The 16,012-nt window shown below is 71.9% G+C and carries 8 protein-coding genes; 5 read left to right on the top strand and 3 right to left on the bottom strand.

Annotated elements, in window-relative coordinates; genetic code table 11:
* Positions 1 to 7 precede the first annotated feature (7 nt).
* The gene (locus tag ACZ6KO_RS17790; RefSeq protein WP_469304861.1) at positions 8 to 1,483 is read right to left on the bottom strand and encodes a sugar transferase; all 1,476 of its coding nucleotides are present in this window, start codon (positions 1,481 to 1,483) and stop codon (positions 8 to 10) included.
* Positions 1,484 to 1,899: 416 nt separating this feature from the next.
* Here ACZ6KO_RS17790 and ACZ6KO_RS17785 point away from each other — a divergent pair, with 416 nt between their 5' ends.
* On the top strand, positions 1,900 to 4,167 hold the full coding sequence (locus tag ACZ6KO_RS17785) for a M4 family metallopeptidase (protein ID WP_469304860.1): 2,268 nt from the start codon (positions 1,900 to 1,902) through the stop codon (positions 4,165 to 4,167).
* A gap of 96 nt (positions 4,168 to 4,263) precedes the next feature.
* Here the strand turns inward: ACZ6KO_RS17785 and ACZ6KO_RS17780 are convergent, their stop codons facing one another.
* Positions 4,264 to 4,761, bottom strand: coding sequence for a hypothetical protein (locus tag ACZ6KO_RS17780; RefSeq protein ID WP_469304859.1), 498 nt, complete (start codon positions 4,759 to 4,761; stop codon positions 4,264 to 4,266).
* 254 nt (positions 4,762 to 5,015) lie between these two features.
* Entirely contained in the window at positions 5,016 to 7,676 is a 2,661-nt protein-coding gene (gene glgP / locus ACZ6KO_RS17775) for an alpha-glucan family phosphorylase (RefSeq protein ID WP_469304858.1), read from the bottom strand.
* A gap of 613 nt (positions 7,677 to 8,289) precedes the next feature.
* On the opposite strand from glgP, the gene ACZ6KO_RS17770 reads away from it, so the two are divergent.
* The 4 genes from ACZ6KO_RS17770 to glgB all read left to right on the top strand — a co-directional run bounded on the left by ACZ6KO_RS17770 (position 8,290) and on the right by glgB (position 15,834).
* Positions 8,290 to 10,284, top strand: coding sequence for an alpha-1,4-glucan--maltose-1-phosphate maltosyltransferase (locus ACZ6KO_RS17770; RefSeq protein WP_469304857.1), 1,995 nt, complete (start codon positions 8,290 to 8,292; stop codon positions 10,282 to 10,284).
* Positions 10,281 to 11,975 carry a maltose alpha-D-glucosyltransferase gene (treS, locus tag ACZ6KO_RS17765; RefSeq protein WP_469304856.1) on the top strand — a complete coding sequence of 565 codons (1,695 nt, stop codon included), beginning with the start codon at positions 10,281 to 10,283 and terminating at the stop codon, positions 11,973 to 11,975. Before ACZ6KO_RS17770 ends, treS begins: the two co-directional genes overlap by 4 nt.
* 161 nt (positions 11,976 to 12,136) lie before the next feature.
* A complete protein-coding gene (locus ACZ6KO_RS17760) occupies positions 12,137 to 13,549 on the top strand; it encodes a maltokinase N-terminal cap-like domain-containing protein (protein ID WP_469304855.1) in 1,413 nt (470 codons plus the stop codon).
* Positions 13,546 to 15,834, top strand: coding sequence for a 1,4-alpha-glucan branching enzyme (glgB, locus tag ACZ6KO_RS17755; RefSeq protein ID WP_469304854.1), 2,289 nt, complete (start codon positions 13,546 to 13,548; stop codon positions 15,832 to 15,834). Before ACZ6KO_RS17760 ends, glgB begins: the two co-directional genes overlap by 4 nt.
* The last annotated feature ends 178 nt before the right edge of the window (positions 15,835 to 16,012 follow it).

Here is a 16,012-nt window from a genome sequence, read left to right as displayed (position 1 = left end):
GCACCGCTCAGTACGCTCCGCGCCCGTCGACCACGGCGCGGAACGTACGGGCGACCACGTCGACGTCGCTGGTGAAGGACCAGTTGTCGACGTAGCTCAGGTCGAGCTGGATCGTCTCGTCCCAGGACAGGTCCGAGCGCCCGCTGATCTGCCACAGCCCCGTCATCCCCGGCCGTACCGTGAGCCGGCGCAGTTCGACCTCGTCGTACTGCGCGACTTCCTCCGGGAGCGGCGGGCGCGGGCCGACCAGCGACATGTCGCCGGCCAGGACGTTGATGAGCTGCGGCAGTTCGTCCAGCGAGGTGCGGCGCAGCATCCGCCCCACCCGGGTCACGCGCGGGTCGCGGCGCATCTTGAACATCAGGCCGTCGTTCTCGTTGGCCGCCGACAGCTCGGCCTTGAGCCGGTCCGCGTCCGTCACCATGGTGCGGAACTTCCACATGGTGAAGGGGACCCCGTCGCGCCCGATCCGCCGCTGGCGGTAGAAGGCCGGGCCGCGGCTGCCGCCCCGGATCGCCAGGACCAGGGCGAGGAACACGGGAGCGAGCAGCAGCAGTCCGACCGCCGCCCCGGTACGGTCCAGCACCGACTTGAGCACGGGCTGGACGCCCCGGCGCACCGGCGGGGCGACGCGCAGCACGGCGAGCCCGCCCGCCGACAGCGTCTCCAGCCGCTTGACGGAGACCTCGACCAGGCCGGGGAAGACGGCGAGTTCCAGACCCGCGTCGTGCAGGCCCCACGCCACCCGGCGCAGCCGCTCGCCGGCGATCCGCGCACCGGGGGCGACGAGGACCAGGTCGGCGTGATGGCTGTGCACGGCGCCGAGCACGGCCGCCCAGTCGCCGGCCGGCTCCTCGGGCATCTCGGCGTCCAGCCGCGCCGCGACCGGCACCCCGCTGGCGAGCGGTCCGGCGCCCACGGGTACGACGCCCACGACGACGTACGGATGGTCGGTACGGGCGGCCAGGTGCGCGATGACGTCCTCGGCGGCGCCGGGCTCGCCGATCACCAGGACCCGGCTGACGGCCTGCGCCTCGCGGCGGGCGGCGGAGAGGTGGCGGTAGGTCAGCTTGTGCACGGCGACGGTGATCAGCAGGGCGGGCACCAGCGCGCCGAGCGCGGACAGCCGGGGCGTGCTCTCGCCGGTCGCCGCGCGGGCGACCGCCAGCACACCGATCAGAATCAGCCAGTCGTGGACGACGGGAAGGACACCGCGGGACTCCCCCAGGGCCCGCGCGGTGTAGCGGCGGCGCAGCGTCTGCACGCCGACCCAGGCGAGGGCGGCGCCGAGCGCGCAGTACACGGGACGTGCCTGCTGGGCGGCTTCGAAGACCAGGCCGACGGGGACGGCGGCGCCGATGACGTCGGCGGTCAGCGCAGCGGGCAGGTACCAGCGGGCCTTGTCCCGGAGTCGGCGGGGCGGCGCGGCCGCGCCGACGGCCGCTGCGGCCACTCTTTGCGCAGGAAAACGGACATGCCTCATGGGCCCCCCTGGCACGTGGTCTATGTCGGTGCCGCACGTCCGTGGCTTCCCCTGGCTACGAACATCTGCCGCACCGGGAAACAGTACGACAAACGCCCGTACGGTAAATGCGGTTTGCCTGAACGGGACCCCTTGTTGCTCAAGCGTTAGCAACCGGTATCTCCCGATCCGCTTACCCCATCCGCAGGTACCGCACGAAGGTGAATGGTTCGTATAGCGGACGCGCCTGATCGGTCAACGAACCATTTCCGGCCAATCATTTGACGCGGCCCTGACATTGGCCGTGGTAGGTGGCACGCTTCGATCCGTTCTTCGCACAGCTCTTCGCACAGCCCATGCACGGATCCCGCACAGCGCTGTTCTGCCCGGAGGCCCACCCAAGCCGTCCGGAACCCCCATTGCAGAAGGAGTCTGCGTTGAGTCCCACCCCCCACCGGCGCGCCACCGCGACCGGCGCACTCATAGCCGCGGCCGCGTTGCTCGCCGTCGGCATCCAAGCCGGAACCGCGACCGCCGACGCCACCGCGTCGCAGGCCGCCTCGGTCGCCCAGGCCAACCCGGGCGCGGCCACCCTCAAGCTCAGCCCCTCGGAGCGTGCGACGCTCATCGCCGACGCCAACTCCACGACCGCGCAGGCGGCTCGGGCCCTCGGCCTCGGCGACCAGGAGAAGCTGATCGTCCGCGACGTCGTCAAGGACGCGGACGGCACCACCCACACCACCTACGAGCGGACCTTCGCCGGCCTGCCCGTGCACGGTGGTGACCTCACGGTGCACGCCAAGGGCGGCGTCACCAAGAGCGTGACCAAGGCGACCAACGCCGACATCAGGGTGGCCGACACCGAGGCCTCCGTGACCCCGGCCGCCGCCGAGGGCCAGGCGCTCTCCGCGGCCTCCGCCGAGGGCTCCAAGGAGGTCAAGCCCTCCAAGAACGCCCGCAAGGTGATCTGGGCGGCCGAGGGCGCGCCCGTCCTCGCGTACGAGACCGTCGTCGGCGGCCTCCAGCACGACGGCACGCCGAACGAGCTGCACGTGATCACCGACGCCAGGACCGGCGCCAAGATCACCGAGTGGCAGGCCATCGAGACCGGCACCGGCAACACCATGTACAGCGGTCAGGTCACCCTGGGCACCTCCCAGTCGGGCAGCACCTACAACATGACCGACGCCACCCGCGGCAACCACAAGACGTACAACCTCAACCGCGGCTCCTCCGGCACCGGCACGCTCTTCTCCGGCCCGGACGACGTCTGGGGCAACGGCCAGCCCGCCAACCTGGAGACCGCCGCCGCCGACGCCCACTACGGCGCCGCCGTCACGTGGGACTACTTCAAGAACGTGCACGGCCGCAACGGCCTGCGCAACGACGGGGTCTCCCCGTACACCCGCGTCCACTACGGCAACGCGTACGTCAACGCGTTCTGGGACGACAGCTGCTTCTGCATGACGTACGGCGACGGCGAGGGCAACGCCAAGCCGCTGACCTCCACGGACGTCGCCGCGCACGAGATGACCCACGGCCTCACCTCGGTCACCGGCAACATGACCTACAGCGGTGAGCCGGGCGGTCTGAACGAGGCCACCTCCGACATCATGGCGGCGGCGGTCGAGTTCTACGCCAACAACGCGAGCGACGTCGGCGACTACCTGGTCGGCGAGAAGATCGACATCAACGGCGACGGCACCCCGCTGCGCTACATGGACAAGCCGAGCAAGGACGGCTCCTCCAAGGACGCCTGGTACTCGGGTCTGGGCGGCATCGACGTCCACTACTCCTCGGGCCCGGCCAACCACTGGTACTACCTGGCCTCCGAGGGCTCCGGCCCCAAGGTCGTCAACGGCGTGAGCTACGACTCGCCGACCTCCGACGGCCAGCCGGTCACCCCGATCGGCCGGGACGCCGCGTCGAAGATCTGGTTCCGCGCCCTGACCGTCGGCTACTTCAAGTCGAACACCAACTACGCGGCCGCCCGCACGGCCACCCTGCAGGCCGCCGCCGACCTGTACGGCCAGGGCTCGACCACGTACAACAACGTGGCCAACGCCTGGGCCGGCGTCAACGTCGGCGCCCGCATCATCTCCGGCGTCTCGGTGACCCCGATCGCCAACCAGACCACCCAGATCAACACGGCGGTCAACCTCCAGGTCCAGGCGACCAGCACCAACCCCGGCGCCCTGAGCTACGCGGCGACCGGCCTGCCGGCCGGCCTGTCGATCAACTCCTCGACCGGCCTGATCTCGGGTACGGCCACCACCGCGGGCACGTCCAACGTGACCGTCACCGTGACCGACTCGGCGAGCAAGACCGGCACGGCGTCCTTCACCTGGACGGTCGGCACCGCCCAGCAGAACGTGTTCGAGAACACGGCCGACTACCAGATCCGGGACAACGCCACGGTCGAGTCCCCGATCACCGTGACCCGCACGGGCAACGCCCCGAGCACCCTCAAGGTGGACGTCAACATCGTCCACACCTACGTCGGTGACCTGCGGGTCGACCTGGTCGCCCCCGACGGCACCGTCTACAACCTGCGCAACCGCACCGGCGGCAGCGCGGACAACATCGTCCAGCAGTTCACCGTGAACGCCTCCTCCGAGGTCGCCCAGGGTGTCTGGAAGCTGCGGGTCGCTGACCTCGCCAGCATCGACACCGGCTACATCAACAGCTGGAAGCTCACCTTCTGATCCCCTCGGGGCAGGTGAGAGGCACCGGCTGACACAACGCGGGGCCGTCCGGGAGTGACCCTCCCGGACGGCCCTGTTCCACGTGTACCGGCTGTGTCAGCCGATGGCGCGGAAGATGGTGCGGAAGACGTCGTCGTCCTCCTCGTCCTCCGCGACGTCGTCGGAGACGTCGTCGGCGTCCTCGTCGGCCATGTCGGCCTGGTCGGCCTTGCCCGGGGTCACCGTCTCCTCCGCCTTGCCGGGCTCCTTCTGCTCCGCCTGCTCGAAGCGGACGGAGCCGGCCTTGAAGTCGCCGTTCTCCTCGTTCGGGCCGGCGGCCACGACCGGCTCGCCCGAGCAGTCCTTGCCGGCGAACAGCAGGGCGACCGAGTCGGTCTCGTTGGCGACCTCCAGGCTCTGGTCGGCGGAGGCCTCGTGCAGCGGCAGGCACTTGCCGTCGGCGAGGTCCTTGATCTGCGCGGCATGTTCCTTGCCGCTCTCGTCCACGAAGCGGTAGTTGAAGGCCTTGCCGTCGTCGGCGAGCGCCTGGGCCCCGGTGGGGAGGACGAGTGCGAGGGCGCCGACGAAGGCGGCCGCGGTGATGCGAAGACGCATGAGGGGGGTTCCGTTCTTCCACGTCGTGATGCCGGTCCGGTTGGCATCCCGTCGGGGAGCCTAAGAGCGCACCCCCGTGCTGAAACCTTTCTCCCCGGAGCGCCGTTCACAGGTTCACCCGGCCTGCCCTGGCCGGTGAGGTGAATGGGGGGATCGGACCCGCGATCGCGCCGGCGCGGAACACGGGCTGACCCCGGACCCTCGTCACCGAGGACCCGGGGTCAGCCGCCCCGCCCGACGCACCTCGTCTCACCTCAGCGCAGCGCCACCCCCGGACCCGCCCCCGCCCCCGTCGCCCCGCCGGCGGCGCCGTCCGCCGGGGCCGCCAGGAGGCCGAGTTCCGCGGGGGTCGCCAGCAGGCGGTGGGACGGCAGGATGCGGACCGTGTAGCCGAACGGTCCGGTGCGGTCCAGCGCCAGCGGGCCCTCGTACAGCCAGCTGCCGTCCAGATCCGGCCCGGCCGCCGGCTTCAGCGGGAAGGCCCGGCCGTCCCTGATGACATCCTCCGCGTCGACCCGCCCGGCGACGGCCTGGACCTCGACGTCCTCCGGCGTCAGCGTGTCCAGCGCGACCTGGACGCGCAGCGTCAGGGTCGCCCCGAGCTCGGCGGTGCCGTTGACCGGGGTGGCGGCCAGCGCCTCGACGTGGCCCACACCGACCCGCGGCCAGGCCGACCGTACCCGGGCCTTCCACTCGGCCAGGCCCCGGGCGGCCTCCGGGGTCAGGGCGCGGTGCGCGGCCGCGGCCGGGGCGTAGAGCCGCTCGACGTACTCGCGCACCATCCGGCCCGCGAGCACCTTCGGCCCCAGGGAGACCAGGGTGCGCCGGACCATCTCGATCCACCGCACGGGCAGCCCGCCGCGCTCCGCGCGGTCGTAGAAGCGGGGCGCGACGCGCTGCTCGATCAGTTCGTAGAGGGCGGCCGCCTCCAGGTCGTCGCGCCGGTCCTCGTCCGTCGCGTCGCCGTCGGCGGTCGGGATGGCCCAGCCGAAGTCCGGCTCGAACCACTCGTCCCACCAGCCGTCCAGGACGGACAGGTTCAGGCAGCCGTTCAGCGCGGCCTTCATCCCGCTGGTTCCGCACGCCTCCAGCGGGCGGAGCGGGTTGTTCAGCCACACGTCGCAGCCCGGGTAGAGCTTCTGGGCCATCGCCATGCCGTAGTCGGGCAGGAAGACGATCCGGTGCCGCACCCGCGGGTCGTCGGCGAACCGGACGAGTTCCTGGACCAGCCGCTTGCCGCCGTCGTCCGCCGGGTGGGCCTTGCCCGCGACCACGATCTGTACGGGGCGTTCCGGGTCCAGCAGGAGCCGGCGCAGCCGCTCGGCGTCGCGGAGCATGAGGGTCAGCCGCTTGTACGAGGGCACGCGGCGCGCGAAGCCGATGGTGAGCACGTCCGGGTCCAGGACGGAGTCCACCCAGCCGAGTTCGGCGGCGCCCGCGCCGCGCTGGCGCCACGAGACGCGCAGCCGGTCGCGCACCTCCTGGACGAGCTGCTCGCGCAGGCCCCGCCGCAGGTCCCAGATGTCCTGGTCGGAGATCTCGGCGACGGCGTCCCAGCGCTGCGAGCCGCCGACGGACAGGGCGTCCTCGGTGCGGCCGGCGCCGATCTGGCGGACGCCGAGGCGTACGACCTCGGGGGCGACCCAGGTCGGGGCGTGCACGCCGTTGGTGACGGAGGTGATGGGGACGTCGGCGGGGTCGAAGCCGGGCCACAGGCCGGCGAACATCTCGCGGGAGACCGCCCCGTGCAGGGTGGAGACGCCGTTGGCGCGCTGGGCCAGGCGCAGGCCCATGACGGCCATGTTGAAGACGCCGGGGTCGCCGCCGGGGTAGGTCTCGGCGCCGAGTTCGAGGATGCGGTCGACGGGGATGCCGTCGAGTTCGGCGCCGTGGCCGAAGTGGCGGGCGACCAGTCCGCGCTCGAAGCGGTCGATGCCGGCGGGGACGGGGGTGTGGGTGGTGAACAGGGTGCCGGCCCGGACGGCTTCGACGGCGGCGTCGAAGGCGAGGCCGTGTTCCCCGGCGAGTTCCCTTATGCGTTCGAGGCCGAGGAAACCGGCGTGGCCCTCGTTGGTGTGGAAGACCTCGGGTGCGGGGTGGCCGGTCAGGTCGCAGTAGAGGCGTACGGCGCGGACGCCGCCGATGCCGAGCAGCATCTCCTGGAGCAGCCGGTGGTCGCTGCCGCCGCCGTAGAGCCGGTCGGTCACCTCGCGGGCGCCGGCGTCGTTGTCCTCGACGTCGGAGTCGAGGAGCAGCAGCGGGACCCGGCCCACCCGGGCCTGCCAGATGTGCGCGTGCAGGGCGCGGCCGCCGGGGAGGGTGAGCGTGACGCGGGCGGCGGAGCCGTCCGCGGCGCGCAGCAGGCTCACCGGGAGCTCGTTGGGGTCGAGGACGGGGTAGTGCTCCTGCTGCCAGCCGTCCCGGGAGAGGGTCTGGCGGAAGTAGCCGTGGCGGTAGAGGAGCCCGACGCCGATGAGGGGGACGCCGAGGTCGCTGGCGGCCTTGAGGTGGTCGCCCGCGAGGATGCCGAGGCCGCCGGAGTACTGGGGCAGGGCGGCGGTGATGCCGAACTCGGGCGAGAAGTAGGCGATACCGGCGGGCAGGGCGCTGTCCGCGCCCTGGGCCTGGTACCACCGTTCTCCCTTCAGATAGTCGTCGAGATCGGCGGCGGCGGCGCCGAGGCGGCGCAGGAACCTCCGATCGCCGGACAGTTCTTCCAGGCGCGCGGCGGAGACGGATCCCAGCAGCCGGACGGGATCGCCGCCGGCGGCCTGCCAGCCCTCGGGGTCGACGGTGTGGAAGAGTTCCCGGGTTTCCGCATGCCATGACCAGCGCAGATTGCGCGCGAGGCCGGCGAGGGGGGAGAGGGGTACGGGCAGGACGGGGCGCACGGTGAATCGACGGATAGCCTTCACGTGTTCCACCTTCGCAGGGGATTACGGATCGAAGCGGACGCACCACGCTGTGCACCCGAGCATCACCCCCGGAAGGCTAGCGCCGCCCCGCACCGGCGACCATGCCGCCTCGAGCACCCCTCCGGCACCGGCCGCCGGCCCCGGGGGGTCGTGTTCCGGCCGGATTTACGGCGGGGCGCCGGGGCGTCCCCCGGGCGGCCGGCGCCGCCACCCTTCGCACGGGGTTGCGTCAACACGCCTCCCGCGTATCCCCCGACCCGCGCGTCACCCCCGTGACGACCATCACCCGGCGTGCGTACAAGTGGAGTTGACGAAGAGCCGCTCGATGTCGGGTCGAGGACAACCCTTGCGTGCGCGCCTACGTACGAGTAGTTAACCAAGCGCGCGGATTGTGCGGCCGAGGAGTGGGAAGGGCTCCCGCGTACAGCTCACGGCGCACACGCCCCCCACCTCTCCCGCCACCCGAGTGAACGCGGACAGGAGCGGCCATGCCCGCAGCGCAGCCGTCGACGGAGCGGCTAGAAACAGAGCGAACAGAGCGTGCACAACCGGCCGGAGCACCGGCCGGATCGTTGTCACCGATTCCCGCGAACTGCCCCCAGGTGATCCCATCATGATCGGTCGCATTCCCGTGCTGGACGTCCGCCCCGCCGTCGACTGCGGCGCCAGACCCGCCAAGGCGGTCGTGGGCGAGGTGTTCGAGATCTCCGCCACCGTGTTCCGCGAGGGGCACGAGGCGGTGGCCGCCCACGTCGTGCTGCGCGACCCCAAGGGCCGGGTCCGGCCCGCGGTGCCGCTGCGCGAGCTCGCCCCCGGGACCGACCGGTGGGGCGCCTCGGTCTCGGCCGAGACCGAGGGGAGGTGGACGTACACCGTCGAGGCGTGGAGCGACCCGGTCGCGACCTGGCGGGCGCACGCGGCGATCAAGATCCCGGCCGGGATCGACACGGAGCTGGTGTGCCTGGAGGGCGCGGAACTGTACGAGCGGGCGGCGGCCAGGATCCCCAAGAAGGACGGGCGCGAGGCCGTGCTGGCCGCGGCCGACGCGCTGCGCGACGAGGGCCGGCCGGCCGAGGTGCGGCTGCGGGCGGCGCTCGCGGAGCCGGTGGACGCGGCGCTGGCCCGCAAGCCGTACCGCGAGCTGGTGAGCGCCTCGAAGCCGGTGCCGGTCCTGGTGGAGCGCAAGCGGGCGCTGTTCGGCTCCTGGTACGAGCTGTTCCCGCGCTCGGAGGGGGCGGTGCTCACCCCGGGTGCGCCGCCGGTCAGCGGGACGTTCCGGACGGCCGCGGAGCGGCTGACCGCCGTCGCCGCCATGGGCTTCGACGTGGTCTACCTGCCGCCGGTCCACCCGATCGGCATGCGCTTCCGCAAGGGGGCGAACAACACCCTGTCGGCCGGGGACGGGGACCCGGGCGTGCCGTGGGCGATCGGCTCGCCGGAGGGCGGGCACGACGCGGTCCACCCCGACCTCGGCACGATCGAGGACTTCGACCACTTCGTGGCGCGCGCCCGTGAGCTGCGCCTGGAGGTGGCGCTCGACTTCGCGCTGCAGTGCTCCCCGGACCACCCGTGGGTGGAGAAGCACCCGGAGTGGTTCCGCCACCGGGCGGACGGGACGATCGCGTACGCCGAGAACCCGCCGAAGAAGTACCAGGACATCTATCCGCTGCACTTCGACACGGACATGGCCGGCATCGTCGAGGAGACGGAGCGGGTGCTGCGGTTCTGGATGGAGCACGGGGTCCGGATCTTCCGGGTGGACAACCCGCACACCAAGCCGGTGGTCTTCTGGGAGAAGGTGATCGGCCGGATCAACAAGACCGACCCGGACGTGATCTTCCTGGCGGAGGCGTTCACCCGGCCGGCCATGATGCGCACCCTGGCCGCCGTCGGCTTCCAGCAGTCGTACACGTACTTCACCTGGCGCAACACCAAGCAGGAGCTGACCGACTATCTGACGGAGCTGTCGGGTCCGGAGTCGGCGGCCGTGATGCGCCCGAACTTCTTCGTGAACACCCCGGACATCCTGCACGCCTACCTCCAGCACGGCGGCCGTCCCGCCTTCGAGGTCCGTGCGGTGCTCGCCGCGACCCTCTCGCCGACCTGGGGCGTCTACGCCGGCTACGAGCTGTGCGAGAACACCCCGCTGAGGGAGGGCGGCGAGGAGTACCTGGATTCGGAGAAGTACCAGTTCAAGCCGCGCGACTGGGCGGCGGCCGACCGCGAGGGCCGCACGATCGCCCCGCTGATCACCACGCTGAACCGGCTGCGCCGCCGTCACCCGGCCCTCCAGCAGCTGCGCGACCTGCATTTCCACCAGACCGACAACGACCAGGTGATCGCCTATTCCAAGCACAGTGGCGGCAATTCCGTACTGGTGGTCGTCAACCTCGATCCGCACCACACCCAGGAGGCCACGGTCTCGTTGGACATGCCGGTACTCGGCCTCGACTGGCACGGGTCCCTCGCGGTGCGCGACGAGCTCACCGGCGAGACCTATCACTGGGGCAGGGCGAACTACGTGCGCCTGGAGCCGGGCCGAACGCCCGCGCACGTGCTTGCGGCTCTGCGACCGTCCCCGCCCACCGGAGGGTCACCCACCACATGATGATCAACGATCCCGTACCCGACACCTTCGAGGACACCCCCGCCAAGGACCGCGATCCCGACTGGTTCAAGCGCGCGGTGTTCTACGAGGTCCTCGTCCGCTCGTTCCACGACAGCAACGGGGACGGAGTCGGCGACCTCAAGGGCCTGACGGCCAAGCTGGACTACCTCCAGTGGCTCGGCGTGGACTGCCTGTGGCTGCCGCCCTTCTTCGCCTCGCCGCTGCGGGACGGCGGCTACGACGTCTCCGACTACACCTCCGTCCTCCCCGAATTCGGCGACCTCGCCGACTTCGTCGAATTCGTGGACGCCGCGCACCAGCGCGGCATGCGGGTGATCATCGACTTCGTCATGAACCACACGAGCGATCAGCACGAGTGGTTCCAGCAGTCCCGCAAGGACCCGGACGGGCCGTACGGCGACTACTACATGTGGGCCGACAACGACAAGCAGTACCAGGACGCCCGGATCATCTTCGTCGACACCGAGACCTCGAACTGGACGTACGACCCGGTACGCAAGCAGTACTACTGGCACCGCTTCTTCTCGCACCAGCCGGACCTCAACTACGAGAACCCGGCCGTGGTGGAGGAGATCGTCTCGGCGCTGCGCTTCTGGCTGGACCTCGGCATCGACGGCTTCCGCCTGGACGCCGTGCCCTACCTGTACGCCGAGGAGGGCACCAACTGCGAGAACCTCCCGCGCACCCACCAGCTCCTGAAGCGGGTGCGGGCGGAGATCGACGCGCACTACCCGGACACCGTGCTGCTCGCGGAGGCCAATCAGTGGCCCGAGGACGTGGTCGACTACTTCGGCGACTACGCGGCCGGCGGCGACGAGTGCCACATGGCGTTCCACTTCCCGGTCATGCCGCGCATCTTCATGGCGGTCCGAAGAGAGTCGCGCTACCCGGTCTCGGAGATCCTGGCCAAGACGCCGCAGATCCCGGACCGCTGCCAGTGGGGCATCTTCCTGCGCAACCACGACGAGCTCACCCTCGAGATGGTCACGGACGAAGAGCGCGACTACATGTACGCCGAGTACGCCAAGGACCCGCGGATGCGGGCCAACATCGGCATCCGGCGGCGGCTGGCCCCGCTCCTGGACAACGACCGGCACCAGATCGAGCTGTTCACCGCGCTGCTGCTGTCCCTGCCCGGCTCGCCGATCCTGTACTACGGCGACGAGATCGGGATGGGCGACAACATCTGGCTCGGCGACCGCGACGGGGTGCGCACGCCGATGCAGTGGACCCCGGACCGCAACGCCGGTTTCTCCTCGTGCGATCCGGGCAGGCTGAACCTGCCGGTCATCATGGACCCGGTCTACGGGTACCAGGTCACCAATGTCGAAGCCGCCATGTCCTCGCCCTCGTCGCTGCTGCACTGGACCCGCCGGCTGATCGAGGTCCGCAAGGCGAACCCCGCCTTCGGCCTCGGCTCGTACACCGAACTGCCGTCGTCGAACCCGGCGGTGCTCGCGTTCCTGCGGGAGTACGGGGACGACCTCGTCCTGTGCGTGCACAACTTCTCGCGCTTCGCGCAGCCGACGGAACTGGACCTGCGGTCGTTCAACGGACGGGTCCCGGTGGAGCTCACGGGTGACGTGCGCTTCCCGCCGATCGGCGAGTGGCCGTACCTGCTGACGCTGGCCGGGCACGGCTTCTACTGGTTCCGGCTGCGCACCGAGTAGCCGGGCGGTATGGGGCGGGCGGCGCGAACGGGTCAATCGCCCGCCCTGTACGGATCATCCTGACCCGACACTCGCACACCACCGGAGAAGCACTGCCGCGATCCGGGACACTCTGCGGATTCTGCGCATTTCGTGACGGCCCGGGGAAAGGACGCGACGCCATGTCGGAGGCTGCATCCGCCGGGACCGGGACCACGGGCGCGACGGCACTCGGCCCCCTGGAGCCGATGCTGCGCGCCTGGCTCCCCGCCCAGCGATGGTTCGCAGGAAAGGGCCGGGAGATCGGCCGGCTGCGGATGATCTCGGCGGCCGAACTGCTGCCGCCGGGTTCCTCTCCCGGCCTGCTGCACCTGTTGCTCGACGTGGACGGCGACTGCTACCAGCTGCTGCTGGGCGTCCGTCCCGCCCTGCCGCCGGCCCTCGGGCCCGTGCGGATCGGGCGCGCCGAGGAGGGACCGTACGCCGGCCAGATCGTCTACGAGGGCCTGGGCGACCCCAGACTGGCGGCGCTGCTGCTGGAACGGTTGCGCACGCCCGGGAGCCTGGGCCCGCTGCGGTTCGACCGCGACCCGCTGACCCTGATCCCGGCCGCCCTCACCCCCCGGCCGCTGTCCGGGGAGCAGACCAACTCCTCGCTGATCTACGGGGACGCCTACATCCTGAAGGTCTTCCGCAGGGTGGGCCCGGGCGTCAACCCGGACCTGGAGCTGCCGCGGGCGCTGGCCGCGGCCGGCTGCGCCCGGGTACCCGCACCGGTCGCCTGGTACGAGGCGGAGCTGCCCGGGGGCGAGCCGCTCACCCTCGGTGTGCTCCAGCCGTACCTGCGCGGGTCCGACGACGGCTGGCAGCTGGCGCTGCGCCGGCTGGGCGCGGGCGCCGACTTCACCGCCGAGGCGCACGCGCTGGGCCGGGCCACCGCCGAGGTGCACAGCGCGCTCGCGGACGCCCTGCCCACCCTGGCGCTGGGCCCCGAGCAGACCGCCCGGCTCGCCGCCGGGATGACCGCGCGGCTCGCCGCGACCGTCCGCGAGGTCCCGGCACTGCGCCCCTTCGAGGCCGGGCTGCGCCAGGCCTTCGACGCGCTGGCCGCCTCCCGGGCGCTGACCGTGCCCGCCCAGCGGATCCACGGGGACCTGCACCTGGGGCAGACGCTGCGCACCGCCGACGGCAGCTGGACGCTGATCGACTTCGAGGGCGAGCCGGCCCGGCCGCTCGCCGACCGCCGCCGTCCCGAACCGGCCGTCCGCGACATCGCCGGGATACTGCGCTCCTTCGACTACGCCGCCCGCTCCCACCGCCCGTTCGCCCCGGCCTGGGCGGACGCCTGCCGTGCCGCGTTCTGCGCGGGCTACGCGGTCACCACCGGCCGCGACCCGCGCGAGGACCCGGTGCTGCTGCGCGCGTACGAGACGGACAAGGCGGTCTACGAGGCCCGCTACGAGTCCCGGCACCGCCCCGACTGGATGCACGTGCCCATGGCCGCGATCCGCCGGCTCGCCGCGGGCGCGGCTCCCCCGACCTCTCCTCCTCCCCCCACCCCCACCTCACCGCCGCCAAGGAGGCCGCACCCGTGAGCGCCGCCCGACAGCCGTCCACGACCGTCAGCGCCGAGGCCCCCGCCGAGACCGCGCGCCCACCCCGCACCCCCCGTACACCGCGGGCCCGCAGGGCCGCCCCGGCGCACGGGGTCCGTCCCGCGCCCGCGCTCGACGCGGACACCCGGCAGCGGCTGCTGGAGGGCCGGCACCACGATCCGCACGCGGTGCTGGGCGCCCGTACCCTGCGGGGCGGGGTGGAGTTCCGGGCGCTGCGCCCGTACGCCAAGGCGGTGACCGTCGTGGCCAAGGGGCTGCGGGCGGAGCTGCACGACGACGGCGACGGGCTGTTCTCCGCCCTGCTGCCGATGACGGCCGTGCCCGACTACCGGCTGCTGGTGACGTACGACGGCGACGAGGTGGAGATCCACGACCCCTACCGGTTCCTGCCGGCGCTGGGCGAGCTGGACCTGCACCTGATCGGCGAGGGCCGGCACGAGGAGCTGTGGACCGCGCTGGGCGCGCGGCCGATGGAGCACCAGGGCGTGGCCGGCACCCGGTTCACGGTGTGGGCGCCGAACGCGCAGGGCGTGCGGGTCACCGGCGACTTCTCGTACTGGGACGCGGGGGCGTACCCGATGCGGTCGCTGGGCGCGAGCGGGGTGTGGGAGCTGTTCGTGCCGGGGATCGGCGAGGGCGCCCTGTACAAGTACGACATCGCCCGCCCGGACGGCTCGCACACGGTGCGCGCGGACCCGATGGCGCGGCGGACCGAGGTACCGCCGGCGACCGCCTCGATCGTGACGGCCTCGCACCACGTGTGGCAGGACGAGGAGTGGATGGCGGGCCGCGGCGCCCGCCCGGTGCACCGGGCGCCGTTCTCGGTGTACGAGCTGCACCTGGCGTCGTGGCGGCCGGGCCTGAGCTACCGGCAGCTGGCCGAGCAGCTGCCGGGGTACGTGAAGGAACTGGGCTTCACGCACGTGGAGTTCATGCCGGTCGCCGAGCACCCCTTCGGCGGCTCGTGGGGCTACCAGGTCACCGGCTTCTACGCGCCGACCTCGCGGCTGGGCACCCCGGACGACTTCCGCTTCCTCGTCGACGCCCTGCACCGGGCCGGGATCGGGGTGATCGTCGACTGGGTGCCGGCGCACTTCCCGCGCGACGACTGGGCGCTGGCCGAGTTCGACGGGCGGCCGCTGTACGAGCACCACGACCCGCGCCGGGCCGCGCATCCGGACTGGGGGACGCTGGAGTTCGACTACGGGCGCAAGGAGGTCCGCAACTTCCTGGTGGCGAACGCCGTGTACTGGTGCCAGGAGTTCCACGTGGACGGCATCCGGGTGGACGCGGTGGCCTCGATGCTCTACCTCGACTACTCGCGCGAGGAGGGCGAGTGGGCGCCGAACGAGCACGGCGGCCGGGAGAACTGGGACGCGGTGGCGATGCTCCAGGAGATGAACGCGACCGTGTACCGGCGCTGTCCGGGAGTGGTGACGATCGCGGAGGAGTCCACGGCCTGGGACGGGGTGACGCGGCCGACGGACTCCGGGGGCCTGGGCTTCGGGCTGAAGTGGAACATGGGCTGGATGCACGACACGCTGCGGTACGTGTCGAAGGAGCCGGTGCACCGCAAGTACCACCACCACGACATGACGTTCGGGATGGTGTACGCGTACAGCGAGAACTACGTGCTGCCGATCTCGCACGACGAGGTGGTGCACGGCAAGCGGTCGCTGGTGTCCAAGATGCCGGGCGACTGGTGGCAGCAGCGGGCCACGCACCGCGCGTACCTGGGCTACATGTGGGCGCACCCGGGCAAGCAGCTGCTCTTCATGGGGCAGGAGTTCGCGCAGGGCTCCGAGTGGGCGGAGTCCCACGGCCCGGACTGGTGGCTGCTGGACCCCTCGTACACGGCCGCCGACGACCACCGCGGGGTGCGCGAGCTGGTACGGGACCTGAACCTGACGTACGCGGCGACGCCCGCGCTGTGGGAGCGCGACGCGGTGCCGGAAGGGTTCGCCTGGGTGGAGGGGGACGCGGCCGACGACAACGTGTTCGCGTTCCTGCGGTACGCGGCGGACGGCTCGCCGCTGCTGGCGGTCTCGAACTTCTCTCCGGTGGTGCGGCACGACTACCGGGTCGGGGTGCCCGAGGACGTCCCCGTCTGGCGGGAGGTCCTCAACACCGACGACCCGCGCTACGGCGGCAGCGGTGTGCGCAACGCGCTCCGGCTGAAGCCGCAGCGCCGGCCGGCCCAGGGGCGGCCGCGGAGCCTGCGCATGACGCTGCCGCCGCTGACGACGCTCTGGCTCGTGCCGTAGCGGCCGCCGGCCCCGCGGCTGCGCGGGGCCGGCCGGATGTCTTGACGTGCGGGTCGGGACAGGTGATCGTTCGGCGGGGGCCCTCGCCACCCCCGTCGGGGAGGGCCCCCTACAAGGGATCACGGGTGCGCGGAGGGGACGGTTCACCCTGCCTGGTCCGATTACCGGACAGTCGCCG

It is taken from the genome of Streptomyces sp. NPDC042102 (assembly GCF_055582305.1).
Note: the sequence above shows the minus strand (reverse complement) of the source record. Positions and strands in the feature narration are given on the sequence as shown.